General features: G+C 38.5%; 24 protein-coding genes. 12 read left to right on the forward strand and 12 right to left on the reverse strand.

The features are described 5' to 3' along the window. Nucleotides 1–5: 5 nt before the first annotated feature. Complete coding sequence (locus tag ACSQ7D_RS05970) at nt 6–1,118, reverse strand: CapA family protein (protein ID WP_437135226.1); 1,113 nt, start codon at nt 1,116–1,118, stop codon at nt 6–8. A gap of 8 nt (nt 1,119–1,126) precedes the next feature. Next, a complete protein-coding gene (locus tag ACSQ7D_RS05975) occupies nt 1,127–1,777 on the reverse strand; it encodes a phosphatidylserine decarboxylase family protein (protein WP_015782987.1) in 651 nt (216 codons plus the stop codon). 499 nt (nt 1,778–2,276) lie between these two features. Here ACSQ7D_RS05975 and prmA point away from each other — a divergent pair, with 499 nt between their 5' ends. The 3 genes from prmA to ACSQ7D_RS05990 are packed head-to-tail and all read left to right on the forward strand — an operon-like array spanning nt 2,277 to nt 5,302. After that, nucleotides 2,277–3,113: a 50S ribosomal protein L11 methyltransferase gene (prmA, locus tag ACSQ7D_RS05980; protein ID WP_437135227.1), complete on the forward strand. Its 837-nt coding sequence runs from the start codon at nt 2,277–2,279 to the stop codon at nt 3,111–3,113. Continuing rightward, nucleotides 3,113–3,799 carry an SMUG2 DNA glycosylase family protein gene (locus ACSQ7D_RS05985; RefSeq protein WP_437135228.1) on the forward strand — a complete coding sequence of 229 codons (687 nt, stop codon included), beginning with the start codon at nt 3,113–3,115 and terminating at the stop codon, nt 3,797–3,799. The genes prmA and ACSQ7D_RS05985 overlap by 1 nt, the downstream gene beginning before the upstream one ends. A 3-nt stretch (nt 3,800–3,802) precedes the next feature. Continuing rightward, entirely contained in the window at nt 3,803–5,302 is a 1,500-nt protein-coding gene (locus ACSQ7D_RS05990) for a phytoene desaturase family protein (RefSeq protein WP_437135229.1), read from the forward strand. On the opposite strand, the gene ACSQ7D_RS05995 is transcribed toward ACSQ7D_RS05990, so the two are convergent. The 3 genes from ACSQ7D_RS05995 to ettA all read right to left on the reverse strand — a co-directional run bounded on the left by ACSQ7D_RS05995 (nt 5,266) and on the right by ettA (nt 9,822). Next, the gene (locus ACSQ7D_RS05995; RefSeq protein ID WP_437135230.1) at nt 5,266–7,329 is read right to left on the reverse strand and encodes a M13 family metallopeptidase; all 2,064 of its coding nucleotides are present in this window, start codon (nt 7,327–7,329) and stop codon (nt 5,266–5,268) included. The genes ACSQ7D_RS05990 and ACSQ7D_RS05995 overlap by 37 nt on opposite strands. A gap of 136 nt (nt 7,330–7,465) precedes the next feature. Then, nucleotides 7,466–8,044 carry a flavin reductase family protein gene (locus ACSQ7D_RS06000; protein ID WP_437135231.1) on the reverse strand — a complete coding sequence of 193 codons (579 nt, stop codon included), beginning with the start codon at nt 8,042–8,044 and terminating at the stop codon, nt 7,466–7,468. Nucleotides 8,045–8,130: 86 nt separating this feature from the next. Next, nucleotides 8,131–9,822, reverse strand: a complete 1,692-nt coding sequence (gene ettA / locus ACSQ7D_RS06005; RefSeq protein ID WP_002672152.1) for an energy-dependent translational throttle protein EttA — start codon at nt 9,820–9,822, stop codon at nt 8,131–8,133. Between the two features lie 272 nt (nt 9,823–10,094). On the opposite strand from ettA, the gene ACSQ7D_RS06010 reads away from it, so the two are divergent. Beyond that, nucleotides 10,095–10,694, forward strand: a complete 600-nt coding sequence (locus tag ACSQ7D_RS06010) for a hypothetical protein (RefSeq protein ID WP_437135232.1) — start codon at nt 10,095–10,097, stop codon at nt 10,692–10,694. After that, complete coding sequence (locus ACSQ7D_RS06015; protein ID WP_009419679.1) at nt 10,684–10,968, forward strand: winged helix-turn-helix domain-containing protein; 285 nt, start codon at nt 10,684–10,686, stop codon at nt 10,966–10,968. The genes ACSQ7D_RS06010 and ACSQ7D_RS06015 overlap by 11 nt, the downstream gene beginning before the upstream one ends. Before the next feature lie 51 nt (nt 10,969–11,019). Here ACSQ7D_RS06015 and ACSQ7D_RS06020 read toward each other — a convergent pair whose 3' ends face one another. The 6 genes from ACSQ7D_RS06020 to ACSQ7D_RS06045 all read right to left on the reverse strand — a co-directional run bounded on the left by ACSQ7D_RS06020 (nt 11,020) and on the right by ACSQ7D_RS06045 (nt 14,345). Next, complete coding sequence (locus tag ACSQ7D_RS06020; protein ID WP_178977900.1) at nt 11,020–11,640, reverse strand: L-threonylcarbamoyladenylate synthase; 621 nt, start codon at nt 11,638–11,640, stop codon at nt 11,020–11,022. A 17-nt stretch (nt 11,641–11,657) separates the two neighbouring features. After that, nucleotides 11,658–12,074, reverse strand: a complete 417-nt coding sequence (locus ACSQ7D_RS06025; RefSeq protein ID WP_009750555.1) for a PaaI family thioesterase — start codon at nt 12,072–12,074, stop codon at nt 11,658–11,660. A gap of 50 nt (nt 12,075–12,124) precedes the next feature. Beyond that, nucleotides 12,125–12,442: a DUF4298 domain-containing protein gene (locus tag ACSQ7D_RS06030; protein WP_002672205.1), complete on the reverse strand. Its 318-nt coding sequence runs from the start codon at nt 12,440–12,442 to the stop codon at nt 12,125–12,127. A gap of 31 nt (nt 12,443–12,473) precedes the next feature. Beyond that, on the reverse strand, nt 12,474–12,782 hold the full coding sequence (locus tag ACSQ7D_RS06035) for a septum formation initiator family protein (RefSeq protein WP_002672207.1): 309 nt from the start codon (nt 12,780–12,782) through the stop codon (nt 12,474–12,476). Further along, nucleotides 12,782–13,396, reverse strand: a complete 615-nt coding sequence (udk, locus tag ACSQ7D_RS06040) for a uridine kinase (RefSeq protein ID WP_002672209.1) — start codon at nt 13,394–13,396, stop codon at nt 12,782–12,784. The genes ACSQ7D_RS06035 and udk overlap by 1 nt, the downstream gene beginning before the upstream one ends. A gap of 103 nt (nt 13,397–13,499) precedes the next feature. Beyond that, nucleotides 13,500–14,345 carry an NADAR family protein gene (locus ACSQ7D_RS06045; protein WP_002676096.1) on the reverse strand — a complete coding sequence of 282 codons (846 nt, stop codon included), beginning with the start codon at nt 14,343–14,345 and terminating at the stop codon, nt 13,500–13,502. A gap of 766 nt (nt 14,346–15,111) precedes the next feature. Here ACSQ7D_RS06045 and tig point away from each other — a divergent pair. The 7 genes from tig (at nt 15,112) to ACSQ7D_RS06080 (ending at nt 22,233) form a co-directional block, all read left to right on the forward strand. After that, nucleotides 15,112–16,440 (forward strand): trigger factor, encoded by a 1,329-nt coding sequence (gene tig, locus ACSQ7D_RS06050; protein WP_009751461.1) that lies wholly within the window; start codon nt 15,112–15,114, stop codon nt 16,438–16,440. Nucleotides 16,441–16,672: 232 nt separating this feature from the next. Next, on the forward strand, nt 16,673–17,332 hold the full coding sequence (clpP, locus tag ACSQ7D_RS06055; protein WP_437135233.1) for an ATP-dependent Clp endopeptidase proteolytic subunit ClpP: 660 nt from the start codon (nt 16,673–16,675) through the stop codon (nt 17,330–17,332). Further along, nucleotides 17,332–18,564, forward strand: a complete 1,233-nt coding sequence (gene clpX / locus ACSQ7D_RS06060) for an ATP-dependent Clp protease ATP-binding subunit ClpX (RefSeq protein ID WP_289013339.1) — start codon at nt 17,332–17,334, stop codon at nt 18,562–18,564. Before clpP ends, clpX begins: the two co-directional genes overlap by 1 nt. A 63-nt stretch (nt 18,565–18,627) precedes the next feature. Further along, a complete protein-coding gene (locus ACSQ7D_RS06065; RefSeq protein WP_437135234.1) occupies nt 18,628–19,230 on the forward strand; it encodes a thioredoxin family protein in 603 nt (200 codons plus the stop codon). A gap of 30 nt (nt 19,231–19,260) precedes the next feature. Next, the gene (locus ACSQ7D_RS06070; RefSeq protein ID WP_437135235.1) at nt 19,261–19,899 is read left to right on the forward strand and encodes a hypothetical protein; all 639 of its coding nucleotides are present in this window, start codon (nt 19,261–19,263) and stop codon (nt 19,897–19,899) included. Nucleotides 19,900–19,903: 4 nt separating this feature from the next. After that, on the forward strand, nt 19,904–20,578 hold the full coding sequence (trmD, locus tag ACSQ7D_RS06075; RefSeq protein ID WP_437135236.1) for a tRNA (guanosine(37)-N1)-methyltransferase TrmD: 675 nt from the start codon (nt 19,904–19,906) through the stop codon (nt 20,576–20,578). Nucleotides 20,579–20,604: 26 nt separating this feature from the next. Further along, on the forward strand, nt 20,605–22,233 hold the full coding sequence (locus tag ACSQ7D_RS06080; protein ID WP_009751476.1) for an AMP-binding protein: 1,629 nt from the start codon (nt 20,605–20,607) through the stop codon (nt 22,231–22,233). Here the strand turns inward: ACSQ7D_RS06080 and ACSQ7D_RS06085 are convergent. Next, nucleotides 22,230–23,723: a sulfatase gene (locus tag ACSQ7D_RS06085; protein ID WP_437135237.1), complete on the reverse strand. Its 1,494-nt coding sequence runs from the start codon at nt 23,721–23,723 to the stop codon at nt 22,230–22,232. The genes ACSQ7D_RS06080 and ACSQ7D_RS06085 overlap by 4 nt on opposite strands. Nucleotides 23,724–23,990: the final 267 nt, after the last annotated feature.

The following is a 23,990-nucleotide window of genomic DNA, read 5'->3' on the forward strand; positions in this document are numbered from 1 at the left end:
TTATTTTAGTTATTAGTTATTAGTTTGTTATCTGTCTGTTCTGTTGTTTTAATCAAAATTTGGTTATTCACAAAGTGTAAAGGTGTCTCAGGAAAGTCAAGATGAGTAAGGCGTTTCATCTCATTAAACACCTTGCAATCATTATCGAGTTTTAATCCTTTCACTTTCGTCTGTTTCACTGAAATCACATTGGCATAAAGAAAATTGCCTTTGCGGTCAATCTTAATATCAAGCAAAGGAGCAATACCATTAACTCCTTGCAGATTAAAATGCCCATAAGTATTGAAATTTCCCATACTATAAGCGATAAACTTCCTATTGTACACTTCCACCGCGCGGGTAACGTGAGGCCCGTGCCCCAATACAATATCGGCACCTGCGTCTATTACCGAGTGCGCAAACTTATACACATTCCCCCTATTTTCACCGAAGAAAAACTCATCAGCTCTCGGTACGCGTGTATTTTTAGAGCCTTCAGCGCCTCCGTGGAAAGAAACAATAAGGATATCCGCCTGTGGGCGCAATTCCTTTACCAAATCGGTTGCTTGCTCTATGTTATTTATCGATAGCATATTGCTATTGGGTGAAAAAGCACAAAAACCGTACTTTATGCCTTCTTTCTCAAATACAACCAACTTTTTTTCTACTGGCCCTGCGTGGTATATACCCACCTTATCGAGTATCTTAGCCGTATTGCGCCGTCCTTTTTCACCAAAGTCATTGGCGTGATTATTAGCGGTACTCATCAGGTTAAAACCTGCTTCCTTAATGATTTTCCCATAGCGGTTGGGCATACGGAAAACATAGCAAGGACTCTCTTCTGTATCCTTGCACTTCTCCGAATCGCCACTATCGAGTATCACTCCTTCTAAATTTCCGAACACAATATCACCTTTCAGATAGGGTTTTACGTATTTAAAACTGTTCACCGCATCGTCCTTAGGCAAATAACCAGCAGGGAAACCGGAGCCTATCATCACATCGCCAACGGCTACTATGGTAAGCGTATCTTTGGTACGAACGAGTAAGGTATCAACAGTAGTATGCACCAGACTATCTATTTGAGCTGTAGCATATCCACTAAAACTTAATGCTATTAACAATAAGATTCTCTGCATCTTATCCTTTATTTTTCGGCAATCACATCAATTCCTCCTTTTACGGTCTGATTGAGTTGCACATTTATTTTCGTCCCCAAAGGCAAATACACGTCTACACGCGACCCGAATTTGATAAATCCAGCATCTTCGCCTTGTACCACTGTTTCACCCACTTTGGCATAATTCACAATGCGTTTAGCCAATGCTCCCGCTATTTGTCGGTATAACACTTCACCGAATACAGGATTATCTACCACTATGGTAGTACGTTCATTCTCTTCCGAAGCCTTAGGGTGCCACGCCACCAAATACTTCCCCGGGTGATACTCGCTATAAGTAACCTTTCCACCTAAAGCATAACGAGTTACGTGCACATTCACAGGCGACATAAAAATCGATACCTGCAAACGTTTATCTTTAAAATATTCTTTCTCAAACACTTCTTCTATCACCACCACCTTACCATCTACGGGAGCGATAATATGCTGGTCATTTTTAGGCGTAATGCGTTTAGGATTTCTAAAGAACTGCAATATAGCTATCAAAAATAAAAAAGCTACTATCTGTATAAGCTTTTTAAGCCACAGTATATCAACAAAATAATGCGCTATAACCGATATACCTATCACGGCGAATAGCGTAATGAGAATAATCTTAAAACCTTCCTTGTGAAACATTGTATGCAATTATTTTAGGGTGCAAAGATACGAAAGAATTAACAAATTGCAACGCACAATAAATATTTTTCAACCATAATTCTTGGTCTTCCCTATTTTTTTACTACTTTTGCCCTCTGACATTAAAACTTTAATAACTATTGCATTTTTTTTGGCATATCGGCAATTTTAACATTTTTTCCTCAATGTCGAAAATTGAAGTTTTTACCAATTGAAATACAGCTTAATAAGACGTTAGCTTCGGCTTACCTTCGTCTTAGGTTCGTCTTTCCTTCGTCTTAGCTTCGCTCTAACACCATCTAAACAGCAGAGTAGCTGTAACTCTTATTTAACTGATTAATAAATATTTAATATTTTTCATAGCAATAAAGATAAAGAAGTGTTTTAATCATTTTTTTTTGAAGAAAATGCACGGTTTTTATATATTTTAACATTTTTTTCTCAGTTTTCTAATCAGTACTCTACTTAAATAAATAATACTGATAATCAATTATATTTAATGAATTACATAGAATACACTTTTACCATTACTCCTATGGGGGTTGCTTCTGAAATATTAGTTGCCGAACTCGCCGAAGTAGGCTTCGAGAGCTTTGTAGATACCGAAACCGGTTTGCAGGCTTATATACAAGAACCCTTTTGGAATGCTAATATACTCTCTGACATACAGATACTTCACAGCGAGGAGTTCCAAATTACCTACACACATCAAACTATTGAACAGGTGAACTGGAATGAGGAATGGGAAAAACACTTCGAGCCTATCACCGTAGACGATGAGTGTACCGTGCGTGCTACCTTCCACCCCGAAGCACATACCCCTTATGAAATTGTTATCGACCCTAAGATGAGTTTCGGTACTGGTCATCACGAAACTACTTATATGATGTTGCAATTCCTTTTAAAGGAAGAACTCAAAGGCAAAAAGGTACTCGATATGGGTTGTGGCACAAGCGTACTCGCTATTATGGCAAGCAAACGCGGTGCTACTGAGGTACTCGCCATTGATGTAGACGAATGGTGTGTAGAGAACTCCACAGAAAACGTAGAACGCAATGGTTGTAAGCACATCAAAGTACAGTTGGGAGATGCTTCTTCCCTGGCTAATGAAAAAGACTTCGACCTTATTATTGCCAATATCAACCGTAATATTCTCTTAAACGATATACCGCAGTATGTGCCAGTCCTCGAAGCAGGAGGCACTCTCTTGCTCAGTGGTTTTTACAAGGAAGATATACCTCTTATCCGCAAAAAAGCGGAAGCATACGGTCTGCAATACATCGAGAACTTAGAACGCAACAACTGGGTAGCAGTAAAATTCAAAAAACAAGCCTAATGAATACTTTTGCCGATAGAATTATCAACTTCAACACACATTTAGAGTACAACCAATCCTTGCCTAAGGATTTTGATGTGCTGAATCCTTATATGGATAACCCTGAAACTATGGAGGTAATGCGTGCTTTTTATCACAAATTCTACAACGATAACCGTCAGCGGAAATTCATTATAGGCATCAATCCCAGCCGACACGGGGCAGGAGTTACAGGCGTTCCTTTTACTGATACCAAGCGATTAGAAAGCGAGTGTGGTATTGTAATGAAGTCGGCACATACCCACGAAGTATCATCGGTTTTTATGTATGATATGATAAAAGCATACGGTGGAGTCACTAAGTTCTACAATGATTTTTATATCAATTCTCCTTTTCCTTTGGCTATTGTTCGAAAAGCCTCTGACGGCAAATGGCTCAATGCTAATTATTACGATGAGGATACGCTCTTCAAATCGGTAAAGGACTATATGATAGCAACTCTCAAAAAGCACATCGCCTTAGGAGTAGATACTCAAAAGGTGTTCGTATTAGGCAAAAAGAACGCTACTTTCTTACAAAAATTGAATAAAGAAGCTACTTTATTTGGTGAAATGGTAGTATTAGAGCACCCTCGCTTTATTCAACAGTATAAATCAAAAGAAAAACAGTTGTATATCGATAAGTTTTTGATGAGTTTTGGAATATAGACAATGAAGCAATACGATGTTTTGGTGATAGGTAGCGGACTCTCGGGGCTCTTTTCGGCTTTGCTCTTGGCAAAAGCAGGAAAGAAAGTGTGTGTATTGGAGAAAAATGAGCAGTATGGAGGTAACCTACAAACTTTTGTGCGCAATAATACGCTGTTTGATACAGGAGTGCATTACATAGGAAGTCTCGCAGAAGGTCAGGTACTATATGAGTATTTTAAAGATGTAGGTATTGCCAATCATCTTTCGGTAGAACGCCTTGATATAAACGGCTACGACCGTATTTGTTTTGGCGATACACCTAACGTGATGTATCCTCACGCTCAGGGTTATGAGAACTTCGTACAACAACTCCTCTCCTATTTCCCGAATGAAAAGAAAGCCTTAGAAGAGTATGCTCACACAATGCAATCTATTTGCGATAAGTTTCCACTCTACCGCCATAAGCAAGCAGTAGCCGATTACGATGTGCATACGCTTTCTTTAAAACTCTTAGATTTCCTTAATAGTATTACCAATAATGAACGACTCAAAGCCGTGCTATTGGGCTCTAACTTTCTCTATGGAGGTGCTGATGAGCAGACACCTTTATACGTGCACGCGCTATCGGTCAATTCATATATAGAAAGCGCTTGGCGACTCACACAAGATGGTAGCCAAATCACCAACTTGCTCATTGAAAAACTACGCCAGTACGGTGCTGACCTCTTCAACCAAAGGGAGGTCATAGGCTTTGAATACAGTGAAGGGAATACTATCAACACAGTACTCACCAAGCAAGGAGAGCAGTTTGTTGCAAAACAAATCATCTCGGCTATAGATGTAAAGCAACTACTCAACATCACAGGCAAAACGCCTTTTAAGCCTTCTTTTTGCAAACGCGTGCAGGGCTTACAACCTACGGTTGCTGCCTTTTCATTACATTTGGTACTCAAGCTAAATTCTTTTCGCTACTTGCCTTATAATGTATATTGGTTTAAGGATAATAACAGTGTTTACCACGCTACTAATTACCCTAATAACGACTTTCCGCTTTCGTATATGCTCTCTATGAATCCACCAAAAGACAGCAGGGAATATACTGATAATGTTACTATCCTCACCTATATGAACACTGATGAACTGCAACGCTGGCAAGATAGTTTTACTACCAACACCGAGGGGAATCATAGAGGCAACCAGTATGAAGTTTTCAAAAGTCAGCGTGCTATGGATTTATTAGATGTAGTTGCTCAACAATTTCCTACACTCAAAAGTGCTATTGCTCATTACTACACCTCTACACCGCTTACTTACCGCGATTATATAGGCAACCCTACGGGAGCATTGTACGGCTACAAAAAAAACGCTAACCATATAATGGAAAGCGTTTTTATGCCACAAACTCACATCAAAAATTTGTATGTTACAGGGCAGAGTGTTGCAATGCACGGATTAGTAGGAGTTACTATCAGTGCGGTGCTCACCTACCAAATTTTGATGCGGTCTTCAGGTTTTTTATAAAGTTTATCACCTTCTTTTACATCAAAGGCTTTATACCAAGCGTCTACATTCACAAGCGGACCGAATGAACGGAAATATCCTGGGCTATGAGGGTCAGTTTTTACTTGATTTGTAAGGTATTTATCAGTCGAAAGCGTACGCCATACGGTACCCCAAGAGATAAAGAAACGTTGTTCTTGAGTGAAATTGCTTATCTTACCTACATTACCTTTATCTTTTAAGTACATTTGCAAAGCATCAAAAGCGATGTTCACCCCACCGAGGTCGGCTATGTTTTCACCACTGGTGAAAGTACCATTTACAAATACACCTTTCACAGGTTCGTATTGGTCGTATTGTTTAGCAAGGGCTTTGGTAGCGTTCTCAAAGTTCTTTTTATCTTCAGGAGTCCACCAATTTTTTAGATTACCATCGCCGTCAAATTCAGCGCCACTATCGTCAAATCCGTGTGTCATTTCGTGACCTATTACAGCACCAATACCCCCGAAGTTCACCGCAGGGTCGGCTTCGAAATTGAAGAAAGGAGGTTGTAAGATAGCCGCAGGGAACACAATTTCATTATACAATGGATTGTAATACGCATTCACTGTTTGAGGCGACATACCCCATTTAGTTTTATCTACAGGCTTGCTTACTTTTTCCAAACTCTTTTGGTAAGCCCATTCACTCACGCGTTGCAAGTTAGCAAAATACACCGTTTTAGCAGCCGGTTCAATAGTCAATTTAGAGTAGTCTTCCCACTTATCGGGGTAACCTACTTTCACAGTAAATTTATTGAGTTTAGCCAAAGCCTTTTCTTTAGTAGCATCTGACATCCAAGTTACATCTTTGATATGTTGTGCAAAGCTCTTTTTGAGATAATCTACCAAAGTAACCATTTCTTCTTTAGCTTTAGGTGGAAAATACTTTTCTACATACAATTTACCAAAGGCTTCACCCAAAATACTATTGATAACGCTTAGAGCGCGTTTGTTCATCGGACGTTGTTCTTGTTGTCCTTGCAACTCCTTGTTGTAGAAGTTAAAAGAAAGCTCATCGAGTTCTTTGGTAAGGTTGCTCGCATTATCGGCTACTAATTGATATTTGAGGTAATCTTTGATAAGAGGCAAGTTCTTTTCGTTGATAAACTTATCGTATTGTTTGTACAAACGAATTTCAGAAACAACTACTTTATCAGTGTTCACCCCTACGTTTTTAAGAAACTGAGGTAGATTGAGGTTCTTCACTAATTTGCTGAGCTCAGCCATTGTTTGAGGGTTGTAGCTAAGGTTAGGATTGCGATCTTCCTCATTGGTGAGCATCAATTTGGCTACCGAGCGTTCAAAATCTACCATTTGTTTAGCTTTTTCAGCAGCTTTGTCGTCTTTAAGAACTTTAAAGATAGCCTTTACATAATCTTGATACTTTTGTAAAGCCTCAGTATTCTCCTTGTTGTCTTTTTGATAGTAATCGCGCCCCATACCGATGCTAAAGTTGCCGAGATACACAGTATTCATATTAGAATCCTTCATATCGGCATATACCCCCCAAGCACAGATAGGGTTTTCACCCTCGCGAGTTACCTCTTCCAAATACTTTTGAAGGTCTGTGAGGTTTTTAATAGCCTCAATCTTATTCAAATAACCTTCAATAGGTTTGAGTCCTTCGGCATCGCGTTTTTTCCAATCGATAAACGATTCGTAGAGGTCTTTTATTTTCTGACCTTCAGTACCTTGAGCGAAGTTTTCCTTGAGGAGATTATCCAAGATGAGCAAGCAATTCTCATCGGTTTTCTCGCGTAGGATATGGAAAGAGCCCCACGTAGGTTTATCGGCTGGTATTTTGGCAGTTTTAGCCCAAGTGCCGTTCACATAATTGTAGAAATCATCTTGCGGACGTACCGTAGTGTCCATTTCAGCAAGAGCAATCCCCTTGTCAGCATTTTTGTCTGTCATTGCATTTTCTGATTTTTTGTTATTCCCGCCACAGGCAACCATTAGCCCTACCGACGAAAACAACAGTGCGGTTTTTACTGTTTTTCTCATCATCTTGTATAATGTTTTTGTTTAATGAAGCAAAGGTAAAAAATAATTAACAATTAGCAATAAAGAATATAAAAAAAGCTTTGCTAAACCTTGTAAGAGTTTTAGCAAAGCTTTCTTTTTTCTTATCTTAGATAAGTCATTACTTAATACTGAAATTCAAACCTTTGTGTTCTCCCAATCCGTAATAATGTTTAAAATTATAGATGAGCGGTTCCCACTCTAATGGGTTGATTTTATTACCTTCCATTACCAAATGGTCTTCAGCGTGTACTTGCACAAATTCCAATTCTACAAGTACATAAGCATCGCGGTCATTCACGTTTTTCACTTTAGCTTCTGCCTGAATAGGACATTCGACAATACGCGGAGGACGTACTTTTTCTGAAGGTAATTGAGTAAATCCTCCAATACTAAACTTGTCGTCAGTATAAGTGTATTTACCCATTTTTTGAGGAGGCACAGGGTTTTGAGCGGTATAAGGGGCAATTGCCTCTACTTTTTCCCACATAGCTGCAGTAGGGAGGTTAAAAACTACCTCGGGCACTTCCATCACATTATGATAAGCCTTGTTTAGTTTTACAAGCGCTATCACAGCATTCGCACCTAAAGTAAAGGTGCTTGAAATAGGCGTTACATCGGCGTTTCCATCTTTATCGGTAGTAGTAAGAAGTACTACAGGAAACCCGTAATAAAACATAGTTGGTAAAAAAGACTTCATACTATTTTTTTATTTTGGCACAAAAGTACAAAATCTAATTGGAAAAACAATAAATATTTATCAAAAAGTTTTCATATTTATTATTCTTACCGTACTAACTTCTTATACTTAATACGAGTAGGTGTTACTTCTTTGCCAAGTCGTTTTTTCTTATTCTCTTCATACTCTGAAAAGCTACCTTCAAAGAAATACACTTGTGAGTCACCTTCAAAAGCTAAGATATGAGTACAAATACGGTCTAAAAACCAACGGTCGTGTGAAATTACTACTGCACAACCTGCAAAGTTCTCTAAACCTTCTTCTAAGGCGCGAAGAGTATTTACGTCTAAATCGTTGGTAGGCTCGTCTAACAGTAATACGTTACCCTCTTCTTTAAGAGTCATTGCCAAGTGTAAACGGTTGCGTTCTCCTCCTGAAAGAGTGGCTACTTTTTTATTTTGTTCACTACCACCAAAGTTAAATCTACTGAGATAAGCACGAGAGTTCACTTGTCTACCTCCCATCATAATGAGGTCTTGCCCACCAGAGAAGTTCTCCCATATAGACTTCTCGGGGTCTATCTGTTTGTGAGTTTGATCTACATAAGCTATCTTCACCGTGTCACCTACCAAAAACTCACCGCTATCGGGCTGTTCTTCACCCATTATCATACGGAAGATCGTAGATTTACCTGCTCCATTAGGTCCTATCACTCCTACTATTCCTGCTTGAGGAAGCACAAAGTTTAAATCATCATAGAGTAGCTTATCACCAAAGGCTTTGGCTACGTGACGTGCTTCTATTACATTAGTTCCTAAACGAGGTCCGTTGGGGATATATATTTCCAACTTTTCTTCTAATTGTTTTTGGTCTTCATTGAGCAGACGGTCATAGTTCTGCAAACGTGCTTTTTGTTTAGCTTGACGTCCTTTAGCACCTTGACGTACCCATTCGAGCTCACGCTCCAATACTTTCTGACGTTTGTTTTCAGTTTTCTGTTCTTGAGCCAAACGTTTAGCTTTTTGGTCGAGCCAAGAAGAGTAATTGCCTTTCCAAGGAATACCTTCTCCACGATCGAGCTCTAATATCCACCCCGCTACATTGTCTAAAAAATAACGGTCGTGGGTAACGGCTATGACTGTACCTGCATACTGTTGCAAATGCTGTTCTAACCACAATACCGATTCTGCATCGAGGTGGTTAGTTGGCTCGTCGAGTAACAAAACATCGGGTTGTTGCAAGAGTAGACGGCAGAGTGCCACCCTACGGCGTTCTCCTCCCGAAAGCACTTTGATAGGCGTATCGGGCTCAGGGGTACGGAGGGCTTCCATTGCTACTTCTAACTGATTGTCGAGTTCCCAAGCATTTAAGGCATCTATCTTGTCTTGTAACTCGGCTTGCTTATCCATCAGCTTTTGCATCTTATCGGGGTCAGAATAGTTTTCCTCGAGCCCAAAAAGGTCGTTGATATGATTGAATTCCTCTAAGAGCTTTACAGTTTCGGCTACTCCTTCGCGTACTACTTCAATAACAGTTTTATCATCATCAAGATGAGGTTCTTGTTCGAGATAGCCTACGGTATAATTAGGAGCAAATACTACTTCTCCTTGATAGTTTTTATCTATTCCTGCAATAATTTTTAGCAGAGAGGATTTACCAGAGCCATTAAGCCCTAAAATACCGATTTTGGCTCCATAGAAGAAACTTAGGTAAATATCTTTAAGTACCTGTTTATTAGTAGATGAATAGGTTTTGCTTACCTTATTCATCGAAAAGATTATCTTTTTATCGTCTGCCATAATTTAGTGAAAAGTAAAAAATGAATAGTAAATGAAATCATTAAAGATTCTTATTATTACAAGTGCAAAAATATAAAAAGAATATCAAGTAAGCAAATTTTGGCTCGCACGCACTTGTAAACTGTAAAATTAAACTTCTATAATTAATTGAATTACAAGTTTATATAAAAAAAACATACCTTATGCTATAAAAATAATTGCTAAAAATTTGGTTTATATTATAAACTAACTTATATTTGCAGCGAATTTATAACATTAAACATTTTAACATTATGGACTTACAAGTATCCGACAGCTTGAAAATCATTCAGTCTGTCATCAATCAACGAAAACAAAAGTACGAAGAGAACGGTTTCTTCCTTATCTTTTGGAGTGTGCTTATTATGCTTGCAGGCGTACTGCAGTTTGTGATGCTTATCACCAACTATTATTCCAAACAATCTGGATTTGTATGGTTGATATTAATGCCTCTTGGCTTTGTGGTGAACTTCATTATCAAATACAAAGAAAAGAAAGTTGCTACACAAAAAAACTACGTCGATTGGTTAGATTGGATATGGGCAGTTGCAGGCATTAATGCAATTTTTGCTTTTTTAGTACCTTTGAGCTCTTTTGGCAAATTTCAAATAGCCATTTTGGTCATTTATCTGCCTTTTGCTTTTGTAGCTTTAGCAATGGCATTACAAATGAAAATGAAACTCTGGATAGCAACATCGTTAGTAGCTTTGTTGTTAATTTATGCAGGTATATTTGTGCCTTTTAGTTATGAAATCTATTTGCCTTTGCTATGCGTAGTATTAGCAACCTTATTGTTCTTAGTGCCTGGTATTCAATTTCATAACAAATATAAAAAGAGAAGTAATGTTCGCTGATTTAGACCCTATTTTGCACTCACAGCTTCGTTTGGCTATCGTCTCACTATTGGTTTCAGAAGAAAAAGCTGATTTTGCTCGTATTAAGGAAATAACCAAAGCTACCTCTGGTAATATTTCTGTGCAAATCCAGAAGTTAGAGACTGCTGGTTATATCACTGTCAAAAAATCTTTTAAAGATAACTACCCCAATACCGAAGTTCAGCTCACCAAAGAAGGTCTTTTAGCTTTTGAGCGATATGTAGAGGCACTAAAAAGCTATATTAGCCGTTAGCCGTTAGCCGTTAGCCGTTAGTCGTTAGTTTCTAACCACTAACGGCTAATATCAAATAATTGATATATCTCCTTTGCCTTCACGCAATACTTTAGGAGCATCTCCTGAAAGATCTATAACTGTGGAAGCTACATTATCGCCATAACCGCCGTCAATCACCAAATCTACTTTGTTTTGCCATTTCTCGAAAATAAGTTCTGGATCGGTGGTATATTCTATCACATCATCTTCATCATAAATAGAGGTAGATACAATAGGGTTTCCTAATTTCTCTACAATTGTACGAGCTATTAAATTATCGGGGACACGAATACCCACTGTTTTTTTCTTCTTAAAATCTTTAGGTAAATTATTATTACCTTGCATAATGAAAGTATAAGGACCAGGTAACGTACGTTTCAACAACTTAAAAGTACTTGTATCTATTTGTTTTACGTAATCTGATAGGTTCTTTAAATCAGAACACACAAAAGAGAAGTTTGCTTTTTCGAGCTTTACACCTTTGATACGAGCAATCTTTTCAAGAGCTTTAGTGTTAGTAATATCACAGCCCAATCCGTAAACTGTGTCGGTAGGATAAATAATCAATCCTCCACGGCGAAGGACTTCTACTACCCTACTTATATCTTTTTCATTGGGATTTTCATTATATAGTTTTATAAACTCAGCCATTTTTCAATGATTAACAGTTAGTAATTAATTCGTATAGTGGTAAATTTGCAGTAAGAGATAAGCTTTTCGTCTTGATTTGTTACTTTTATTTCCCATAACTGGAGCGTTCTACCTGCATTCACACATATTGCCTTAGCATAGAGTGTATCCCCTACCCTACCTGCTCGCACGTGATTAGCACTTAGTTCTATACCTCGTATCTGCTCTCCTTCTTCTCGATAGAGCAAATAAGCTCCTAAACTCCCTGCAGTTTCTGCCAGCGCAAGTGTAGCGCCTCCGTGAAGAACCCCGTCTATCTGAGTAACGCGTTCGGTAACTGGCATACTAAGAGTAATAGTACTTTCAGTAATTTCAGCAATTTCCATTTGCCAATCACGCATTAAATTATTAGGAGGTAGTGTTTCCCACAGTTGTCGCAAGGTTTCTTTATTCATATGATTTAGTAAAAACTTTAAGAGTTTACAAAAGTATAAGCGGTGATTTCCTAAGGGTTCATTTCTTTTGCTTTAATTTTATCCAATAAAGTGCGATATTCATCAGCTAAATAAAACTGAGTGCCAATAGCATCAAAAATAGCATCTTGTGTGAGTACCCATTGCGGTACTTCGTCAGGTATTTTACCATCGTTGCTATCAAAATAGTCTTGGCGCCACTGTTTACTATCGTAATAAGCTACCAACTGGTCATACTCCGGTTGGATTGCTTTCCATTCTTCCAATACTTCTTGAGCTTTGGTAAGAGTATTTTCTAATTTAGCAAGAATGTCGTTCATCTTGCTAATATTCTCATATCGTTTGTTCATAGCTAATTTAAAAAAAAGTTAGTTTATTGTTTTAATTAATGCTATCGTATTCGATGATAAACACTTCTTCGTCGTCGTGTTTGAGATAGTATATTTCACGTCCTAACTTCTCTTTACCTTCTTCGGTGTAAAGAGATTGAAGTTCTTTTTTATCTTTTTCAATCTCTCTTTTAAGGAACTGTTTTTGCTTATTGAGTTTTTCTCTTTCTTTATTGAGTTCGTGATGAGTTAATATAGAATTAGCATCAAAGAAAGTCATCCATATTATAAAAAAGAATAATATGGCGAGATATAGTTTATAGCCCTTCAATAAAGATAGATATTCAAGTAACTTTTTCATTATTTTTGAAATATACGGTTATGCACTATTGTTTTAATGATATCAATAGCTACTTTATTGCGCTTATTATTAGGAATAATGATATCGGCGAATTCTTTAGCAGGTTCAATAAACTCTAAATGCATAGGTTTTAAGGTGGTTTGATAGCGATTGAGTACTTCATTCACATCACGACCTCTCTCGGTTGTATCGCGTTTGATACGACGTATAAGTCGTTCATCAGAATCGGCGTGTACAAATATTTTAATATCAAAAAGCTCACGGATATCGGGGTGTGCAAAGATAAGAATACCTTCTACAATTACCACTTTGGTAGGTTTAACTAAAATGGTTTCGTTAGTACGGTTGTGTTCTACAAATGAATAAGTAGGACTTTGAATATCTTTTCCTTCTCTTAATGCTAATAAATGTTCTTTAAGCAAATCAAAATCGATAGAGTTAGGATGGTCAAAATTGATTTTGGTGCGGTCAGAAAAGCTAAGATAACTCAAATCTTTATAGTAAGAATCTTGTGAAATAACGGTAACTTCCTCGCCTGAGAGTTCTTTAATAATTTGATTAACAACAGTTGTTTTACCACAACCTGTTCCTCCTGTAATTCCTATGATAAGCATCTTTGATGTATTTTGGGGCAAAAGTATAAAATACTACTCAATTGACAAAGTAAAACTTAAAAATCGTCAATGAGAAGTTCTTTTAGTGATTGGTCTTTACATACTACAGCAACAAGTGTGCGTTCTTATAAAGTTTGCGAAGTTCATCTCGTACTTCCATTAGGGCAAACCCCAAGAGATTCTTACCACGCCACGAAGCGATGTTGAACGCTTTTTCGTTATCTTTACCTAAACCAATGCCCCAAATGGTGTCTAACGGACTGGCTTCTACTAATATCTTATCACCCGTAGATAAAAGAAAATCCATCATTGCTTGGTTTTGGGTAAATTTATAGTAATTGCCATTAAGTACAATACTGTATTTCACCTTATCCCATACGGCAGGGTCGAAATTGCGTACCTTTCTGCCTAAAGCCTTTATCAGCTTAGGGTCAGTGGTGTTCATTATTTCCTTTTCTACTTCTTCATCGTCAAACAAACGTGCTTTTTCAGCCATCATATACTGCTCAGTACACGAATATTCATTGGCATTTACATTAAAAGGCGAAAGTTGCCATTGTGAAAAACAGGATTCATCTATGGCATCGGCATTAGGTTTCCAAAAGAAGAGAAACTTGAGTTTTTTAGGAGAGTTAAGAAAGGTTTCTTTGGAATATTTACACATTCCCTTAGGTTGCCAAAAGGAAATACTTCCAAAGTAATAATCCTCTTCATTATCAACAATATCTTGAGATAATTTACCGTCATTGTTAATCATTTTCCAATTGTTGTAATGCCAAAAAACAGGATAAGGAAAGAGCTTTTGATACTCTTGCTGCTGTTTATTCGTAAGCGAGTCGTACCAATCCCAAAATTGATAGCGGTACTCTTCGCCATAGCCCATACGCCAGCCCATCGTAAATTCAGAAAGTTCAGGATATTTAATCCACTGTGGAGTCATATAATCCATAATTGAATAATTAATCATTAACAATGGGACAAAGATAGTAAATAATTGGATAATTAGCAAATGCGCTGTTAATACCACAGTGTGAGTCGTATGAGCAGTCGTAGCACGAGAGGCAATCATAGCACTATGTACGGGTAATAAAAGACGGTGCGAGCCACACGGGCAGATAATGAAAAGACTAGTGAGAAGCCCCCGAACCCCCGAAGGGGGACAAGCCTTAAAAAAAAATTGGTAAAGACTATCAGTCTGAAAGACAAAACTTATTTGAAGATAGAGCGAAACTGAATCAAGCCTAAGGAAAACAAAAGACGGTGCGAGCTACAAGAGTAGATAAACAATTAACGAACAAAAGACGAACAAAAGACGAACAAAAGACGAACAAAAGACGAACAAAAGACGAATAAAAGACGAATAAAAGACGAACAAAAGACGAACAAATGACGGTGCGAGCCGCACAGGCAGATAAAGAAAAGACGAAGAAAAGAAGGTGCGAGTCGCAAGGGCAGATGAACAAATGACGAACAATGAATGAAGATAAGGTAAAAGAAACCTCTCCCTATTCACATACTGAGCTGGTGCAAACTTCCTCTCTGAGGAATGTAGCAACGCAAAGAATATTGTGAGATGAAAATGATTAAAAATTTAGGGTGAAGAAAAAAGTAAAATTAATGCTTTTAAAATATAAGAATTAGCATAAAGTTTTGCTATATAAAAAAAATGTACTACTTTTGCAAACTGAAAAATTTGGATTAATATTTTTTAAAAAATGAATATAAACAGAGAGCAAGTAGATGCTTTGAATGCTGTCATTAAGATAGCTATTGAAAAAAACGACTACGCCGATAAAGTAGAGAAAGTACTAAACGATTACAGAAAAACTGCTTCTATTCCTGGATTTAGAAAGGGTCACGTACCTGCTGGTATGATTAAAAGACAGTATGGAAAAGCTGTGAAGTTTGACGAAATCAACCGAGTGTTACAAGACTCGTTATACAAATACATAGGCGATGAAAAACTCAATATTTTAGGTAACCCACTCCCCAAAGAGAAAAAAGACATCGACTTAGATGCCGATGACTTTACTTTTGAGTTTGAAATAGGCTTAGCTCCTGCTATCGAAGTAAACTTGCAACCTAAAAAAGGAATCGTTCGCTACGAAATTACCGTTACTGATGACCAAATCGACAAACAAATAGAACGCATTCAGAAACAATTTGGTAAACTCGTTGCCAAAGGCGAAGTAATAGATGATGACAGTCTTGAAGTAACTGGTACTTTCTTTAACGAGGAAAAAGGTATTGACTCTCAAGCTACTTTCACCTTAGAAGAACTCAGCAATGCTGTTCGCAAAGAGTTTGTAGGCAAAAAGATAGGTGACCAATTTCAGTTGCAAACTAAAGGGTTGTTCAAAGATGCACACAGCTTAATGCACTACCTAAAAGTATCGCACGACGAAGCTCATCACTTAGATGTAGAAGTTACTTTTACCCTGGAAGAAGTGAATGAACGCGAAAAAGCTGCTTTAAACCAAGAATTGTTTAATAAACTCTTCCCTGATGGTTCTGTTACCACCGAAGAGCAATTGCGCAACAAGATAAGAGAAGGTGCTCAACAACAATACAATGAGCAAGCCGACCAGCATTTCTTGAACACTGTTACCGATTATTTGGTAGACAATACTCAGTTTGACCTCCCTGTTGCTTTTCTTAAAAAATGGTTGCGCACTGCTGGTGAAAAAGAACTTACTGAGGAAGAAGCGGAAAAAGAATACGAGCATTCAGAAAAAGGATTGCGTTATCAGCTTATCGAAGGCAAGGTGATGGAAGATAATAACTTGCACCCTAAATTTGAAGAGTTAAAAGACTTTGCGCGCACTTATATCAAAGCACAGTTATCTCAATACGGTATGCCTACCGATGACGATAGTTATGTAGACGGCATTGTAGACCGTGTGTTGCAAAACCGAGAAGAAGTACAACGCATTCAGCAACAATTGGTATTTAAGAAACTCATTGAGTTTTACAAAGAAAATGTAAATACTGATGTAAAGAAAGTTACTTTCGATGAATTTGTAAAGTTAGCTTTCCCTGAATAGAACTTCACAAAAAACATAAAAAACCAGTCCAAAATTGCTAATGATAAATACCATTTCTGTATCTTACTTTGGCAATTTTGGACTACCCTTTTTAGGTAAAAGGCAAGAGATAAAAGGTAAAAACAGCTACACTTAGACAAAGTTTGATATTTTGTAGAAGTCTGTTAATCATTATCTAACCATACTTCCTAAAAAGATAACCTTTAATTATTAACAATTAATCATTAAAAAAGTGAATTTATCAGACGAATTTAGAAAATATGCTACTAAACAGCACGGTGTAAATAGTCTTTACTACGATAAGATTATTGGCAGTATGACCCCTTACATTATGGAGGAACGCCAGCTGAATGTAGCCCAAATGGACGTATTTTCGCGCTTGATGATGGATAGAATCATCTTCTTGGGCACCGATGTAAACGACCAAGTAGCGAATATTGTCACTGCACAATTGCTTTTCTTGGAAAGTGTGGATAGCGCTAAAGATATTCAAATCTATATCAATTCGCCAGGGGGTAGCGTGTATGCCGGCTTAGGCATTTACGATACGATGCAGTTTATAAAACCTGATGTGGCTACTATCTGCACCGGTATTGCTGCTTCGATGGCTGCTGTATTGCTATGTGCTGGAACTGAGAGCAAACGCTCGGCATTGCCACACTCTCGTGTGATGATTCACCAACCTTCGGGAGGTGCACAAGGGGTAGCCAGCGATATGGAAATAAATCTAAAAGAAATGTTGAAACTCAAAAACGAACTCTACGAAATCATTGCCAAACACTCTAAGCAACCTTTTGCTAAAGTGTATAAAGACTCAGAACGCGACTACTGGATGATAGCACGCGAAGCTAAAGAGTATGGTATGATAGACGAAGTGTTAGAAAGAAAATAATGGCTAAAAAAGAAGTAGAATATTGTTCATTCTGCGGTCGTGCAGAACCCGAAACCGAGATGCTAATTCGCGGTATGGCTGGTAATATATGTAACTATTGCGTTGAACAAGCTAATATCATTATAGAAGAGGCATTCGGTACTAAAGCTCAAAAAGGGAAGCCTGTAGTATCGGGTGATATGACCCTGAAAACCCCACAAGAGATTAAAAAATTCCTCGACCAGTATGTAATAGGTCAGGACTTTACTAAAAAAATACTCTCAGTGGCGGTATACAATCACTACAAGCGTTTGCAACAACCCGATGCCGACGATGAAGTGGAAATACAAAAGAGTAACGTGATAATGGTAGGCGAAACGGGTACAGGTAAAACCTTAGTAGCACGCACCATTGCTAAGATGCTAAATGTGCCTATTGCCATTGTAGACGCTACAGTACTCACTGAGGCAGGCTATGTAGGTGAAGATGTAGAGAGTATTCTCTCACGCCTATTACAAGCTGCTGACTACGATGTGGAAAAAGCTGAAAGAGGCATCGTGTTTATAGACGAAATCGACAAGATTGCTCGCAAGAGCGACAATCCCTCTATCACTCGTGACGTATCGGGCGAAGGGGTACAACAAGCACTACTAAAACTCCTCGAAGGCTCTGTGGTGAACGTACCTCCCAAGGGCGGACGCAAGCATCCCGACCAGAAGTATATAGAAGTAAACACCGAACACATCTTGTTTATTGCCGGAGGAGCTTTCGATGGCATTGAGCGTGTTATTTCTAAACGCCTGAATATGCAAGCGGTGGGTTACAACTCGTCTAAAAATACACAAGTAGATAGGAAAAACTTGGTGCAATACATCATACCCAAAGACCTAAAAGACTTCGGTTTGATACCCGAGATTATAGGTCGTTTACCGGTGCTTACCTATATGAATCCATTAGATAAACACGCTTTGCGTATGATTCTTACCGAACCTAAGAATGCCATCATCAAACAGTATAAAAAACTCTTTGAGATGGATGGCATTAAATTTGATATAACAGAAGAAGCGCTCGACTTTATCGTTGAGAAAGCCTTAGAGTATAAACTCGGCGCACGTGGTTTGCGTTCGCTATGCGAGAATATACTCACTGATGCGATGTTTGAGCTTCCTAATTCAGGCGTAAAAGAACTGACAGTAACCAAAGAATACGCTGAGGAAAAACTCAACAAATCAGCTTTGCAAATAGCTTCTTAAATTACAAAAGCAGGTGCGAGCTTGTAGCTCGTGCCTTACCTTTTAATTGTTAATTAATTGAATATGGATACAACACAAATCATTCGCAATAGCCTCCTAAAAGCTGTTTCTTACGAGACCTATCGCAACCTGATAGACAAGTATGCAACAGAAGGAAAATCGAGTGGAGAAGAACAAACCGAAGAACGTATATATTACACTGCTTTAAACCAAAAACGCTACAAACGCTTAGATAAGACCATAGAAATACCTGAAGATAAGGCTCAATTCTTTGTAAACTACCCTAAGAGTGTTTGTTTATTAGTGATTGCCGAAAGTTGGTGTGCTGATGCGGCTCAAATTGTACCCGTCGTACATAAAATAGCGATCCTCAACCCTAAAATCACTATGAAACTTGTTTTTAGAGATGAGAATGAAGAGCTGATGAATCTTTTTCTTACCAATGGAGGCAAAGCCATTCCTGTAGTAGTGTTTTTAGACTTAGAAGATAAGGTATTAGCACATTGGGGCTCTCGTCCGTCAGTAGCTACTAAAATGGTAGAAGAAGAGAAGGCTAAGAATGGTAAACTCACCCCTGAATTCAAAGAAGAACTACAAAAATGGTACAACCAGGACAAAGGAGCCACCATTGTAGACGATTTTACAAAGATAATGAAAACATTGTAACCTCAATTATTAATTTAAAATATAAGTTATATGAAAAAACTAATAATAATGATGGCACTTAGTGCCTTTTCTGCTGTATCAATTAAAGCACAAGATGCAACAACAACTTCATTTAGTTCACAGAAAACTGCTTCAACAACTGTGGAAGTACAGCCTGAAGAACCAAAGCCTACCACCCTACCCGAACAGTTCCAACGTATGATAGACAGAGCAGGGTCTTGGCAAAATTACAAAATGTTTGACAAAGCTAAACTTGCCAGCTTTCAACGCAGTATGGCAGATAGTGTGAATAATATAAAATCACGTCTCGCTGCTGAAAAGGGAAAAGTAAAAACTCACGAAGAAACTATTAAGACACTAAATGATAATATAGCCTCTTTGCAAACTACCTTAGACCAAACCCGCAATGAGAAAGATAGTATGAATCTATTTGGAGCTTTATTATCCAAAGGTTTATACAATACCATTATGTGGGGAATTATTATTGCTTTAGGAGTTCTATTAGTGCTGTATATTTACAAATACTCTAACGGAAATATTGTTACAAGAAAGTCTCTTCATCAATTATCAGAATTACAAGAGGAATACGAGAGCTATCGCAAAGCAGCTATTGAACGCGAACAGAAAGTGCGTCGCCAGTTGCAAGACGAAATAAATAAACATCGTTAGACTGATGCGTATTGATATTATATCAGTTGTTCCTGAACTAATGGAGAGTTCTTTTGGCTACTCCATTATAAAGCGTGCAATTGATAAACAATTAGTAGAAGTACATTTCCACAACCTACACGACTATGCCAATAATGCCTACCGCCAAGTAGATGACTATCAGTTTGGGGGGGGGGCAGGTATGGTGCTAATGATAGAGCCTATCGATAAGTGCATTTCAGCTCTCAAAGCTGAAAGAGATTATGACGAGGTGATATTTCTCACCCCTGATGGAGATACACTGCAACAAAAGATGGCTAACCAACTGTCGTTGGCTAAAAATCTTATCATCTTGTGTGGGCACTTCAAAGGGGTAGACCAGCGCGTACGCGACCACTTTATCACCAAAGAAATATCCATAGGTGACTATGTGCTTTCAGGTGGAGAATTAGGTGCAGCAGTGCTCTGCGATGCAATTATTCGCCTCATCCCTGGTGTCCTCTCCGATGAAACTTCAGCCCTTACCGATTCGTTTCAGGATAATTTGTTGGCTCCACCAGTCTATACACGTCCTGCTAACTACAAGGGTTGGGAAGTACCCGAAATCCTTACCAGTGGCAATACCCCCAAAATAGAACAATGGCGGGAAAATATAGCTTATGAGCATACCAAAGCCAAACGACCTGACTTACTGAAATAACAAAAGAATAACTTAAAATAATCCTTATGAATAAAAACTTAGCTTACACCTATGGAGCTTCCAATATCTCTCTTATAGGAGAAACTATCGACCAGAACCTTCGTAAAACAGTAGAAAAATACCCTAATAAGGAAGCGCTTATATCCGTACACCAGGACTACCGAGTTACTTATACCGAGTTTTATAAGCAAATAACAACGGTAGCGAAAGGGCTTATCGCCTTAGGTGTGAAACAAGGCGATAGGGTAGGTATTTGGTCGCCTAATTGCTATGAGTGGACGCTCTTGCAGTATGCCACAGCCAAAATAGGAGCGATAATGGTGAATATCAATCCTGCTTATCGTACCAGTGAGTTGATTTATGTAATCAATCAATCAGGGATATCATACATCTTTGCTGCCCCTCAGTTTAAAAGTAGTAATTATAAAAAAATGATAGACGATGCGCGTGAGTTTACTGAATCTTTGCGTAAAGAAGTGTATTGGGGAGAGAGTTGGGAATATTTTTTAGCACACGGTGAAAAAGTTACCGACGAGAAACTACTTTCTTTTGAAGAGAGAGTGCAGTTTGATGATCCCGTAAATATACAATATACTTCAGGAACTACGGGCAACCCAAAAGGCGTTACACTTTCTCACCACAATATCCTCAACAACGGTTATTTTATCGGTATCCGAATGAATTATACCGAAAAAGATAGAGTGTGCATTCCTGTACCTTTTTACCACTGTTTCGGAATGGTAATCGGCAATATCGCCTGCACAACACACGGTGCTACTATGGTAATCCCTAATGACAGTTTCGATGCTACTAAAACACTCGAAGCTGTAGAGAAAGAAAAATGTACTTCGCTTTATGGTGTGCCTACGATGTTCATCTCAGAACTGTATGTATTAGACAAACAACCTTATGATTTATCAAGTCTGCGTACAGGGGTAATGGCAGGAGCTTTGTGTCCTCCTGAAATTATGAAACGCGTAAAAGAGCAAATGAATATGCACGAAATAACTATTTGCTACGGTATGACAGAAACTTCACCTGTCTCTACACAAACTAAAATAGGAGCACCTTTCGAGAAACAAATCCACTCGGTAGGAACTATTCACGACCACTTAGAGATTAAGATTATCAATCCTGAGACCAAAGCCATCGTGAAACGAGGTGAGAACGGTGAGCTATGTACCCGTGGCTATTCAGTAATGTTGAAGTATTGGAACAGTCCACAGGCTACACAGCAGGTAATAGACGAACAACGCTGGATGCACTCTGGCGATTTGGCTATGATGGACGATGATGGCTATATTCATATCTCAGGTCGCATTAAAGATTTAATTATTCGCGGAGGTGAGAATATCTCTCCTAAAGAAATAGAAGACTTCCTCTATACCTATAAAGGAGTAATGGACGCGCAAGTAATTGGTGTCCCTAGCAAAAAATACGGTGAAGAAGTTATGGCTTGGATTAAACCTAAAGAAGGGGTTACCCTCACCGAAGAAGAACTCCACGACTTCTGCAAAGGACGCATAGCTCATTACAAAGTGCCTCGTTATTGGAAATTTGTAGAAGAGTTCCCGATGACTATCTCGGGTAAAATACGCAAGGTAGAAATGCGTGAAATATCAGCGAGAGAACTCGGTTTAGAGGACGAAGATTAAGGTAAGGGAACTATTTTCCCTGTCTCTTTATTCATAGGCATCTGCGCCTTTACTTCTTTGAGATAATGGCGTATTTTTTTTGTAAGTTGCTTTGCCTTACGAGGGTACTGCTTAATTAAGTTATGAGCTTCGCTTATATCTTCTTTAATATTGAACAACTGTTTCTCACCCGTTTTGTGCATATATACTAATTTCCAATCGCCTTGCCTTATAGCACTGGAAGCTCCATAACCATAGCCTTCCACTGTATACCAATTGTTAGGACAATGCCAATAAAAGCAACGGTGCTCCTCTCCTACTCTTTTACCTTTTAAGATTGCCAAAAAACTTTTCCCATCTACCTTTTGAGGTACTTTATAGTCTTTTATCTTTGCCACTTCCAAAAGTGTCGGAAATACATCTTCTATAATTACAGGTTGCTCAGTGTGCTTATTTGTGGGTAGTTGTCCTTGCCAAGAGGCTATCATAGGAATACGCACACCTCCTTCATAAGCCGAGCCTTTACCTGCTTGTAGCGGATAGTTATGTGTATTAGGTTTTCCACCACGACCTACGGCACTCAGCCCTCCGTTGTCCGATAGAAACAAAATAAAAGTATCATTTTCTAACTGATGTGCTTTGAGATAATCCAACACATCGCCCAAACTCTTGTCCATAGCTTCTATCATCGAGGCATAACGAGCTTCAATAGGGTTTAAATGCTGATATTTAGTACTGAAACGCTTATCTTCCTCAATAGGAATATGCACTGCGTAATGTGAGAAATAGAGAAAAAACCGACGGTCTTTAGGTCGGTTATCTAATGTTTCGAGTGCTTCTAACGTAAGTGCTTCGGTTACCGAAATATCTTTTCCCCAATATTTTTCGAGGTCAGGAATCGCAAAAGCCGACGAAGGTTGTCCATCAGTACGATTGCCAAAATTAGTAAGCCCTGAATAGCTCGCAGGTCCTCCTCCCGCGTGTCCTGCAATATTCTTCTCAAACCCTAAATTCAACGGATTAGCCCCTAAGGTTTGAGTTGCCCCAAAGTGTGCTTTCCCTATGCAAATAGTGTAGTAACCAGCTTCTTTTAATAACTGAGGAAGCGTTTTAGCATAATAAGCGTGAGGTACATTAGGTATGGGTGAAATACCATTTACATTCCAATCGGGTGGCGTGAGTACGGTATCTTCCACATCGGTAGGGGTATTGTAGTGCAACGTCCAGTTAGTAACACGGTGGCGTGCCGCATTGCTACCGGTAAGTAAACTCACTCTGCTGGGCGAACAAATTGACGCCGCATAACCTTGCGTAAGCTGCACCCCTCGCGAAGCCAATCGCTCCATATTAGGCGTGTGATAAATATCGTTATTAGGAACACGTTCACTCCAAAAAGGCAAAGAAGTGTCTTCCCATCCCATATCGTCTACTATAAAAACTACTATATTAGGGCGTTGTGCTTCAACTGTGAGAAAAAGGAGTGTTGAAGCAAGTAAAAAGAGTGTTCTCATTTCATTTAAAGTTTCAGCAAAGATACAACTTTTCAATTAAACAAAATTATATGTAACTAAAATAATAACTAAATTTCATCTTAGATAGAGTCTAAGTTGATCTTAGATATATTTATTCTTCGTCATTTGTTCGTCTGCCCGTGTGGCTCTTACCGTCATTTGTTTGTCTTTCCTTCGTCATTTGTTTATCTGCCCGTGCGGCTCGCACCGTCATTTGTTCGTCATTTGTTCGTCATTTGTTCGTCATTTGTTCGTCATTTGTTCGTC

The sequence above is a fragment of the Capnocytophaga sp. G1920 genome (assembly GCF_051417515.1).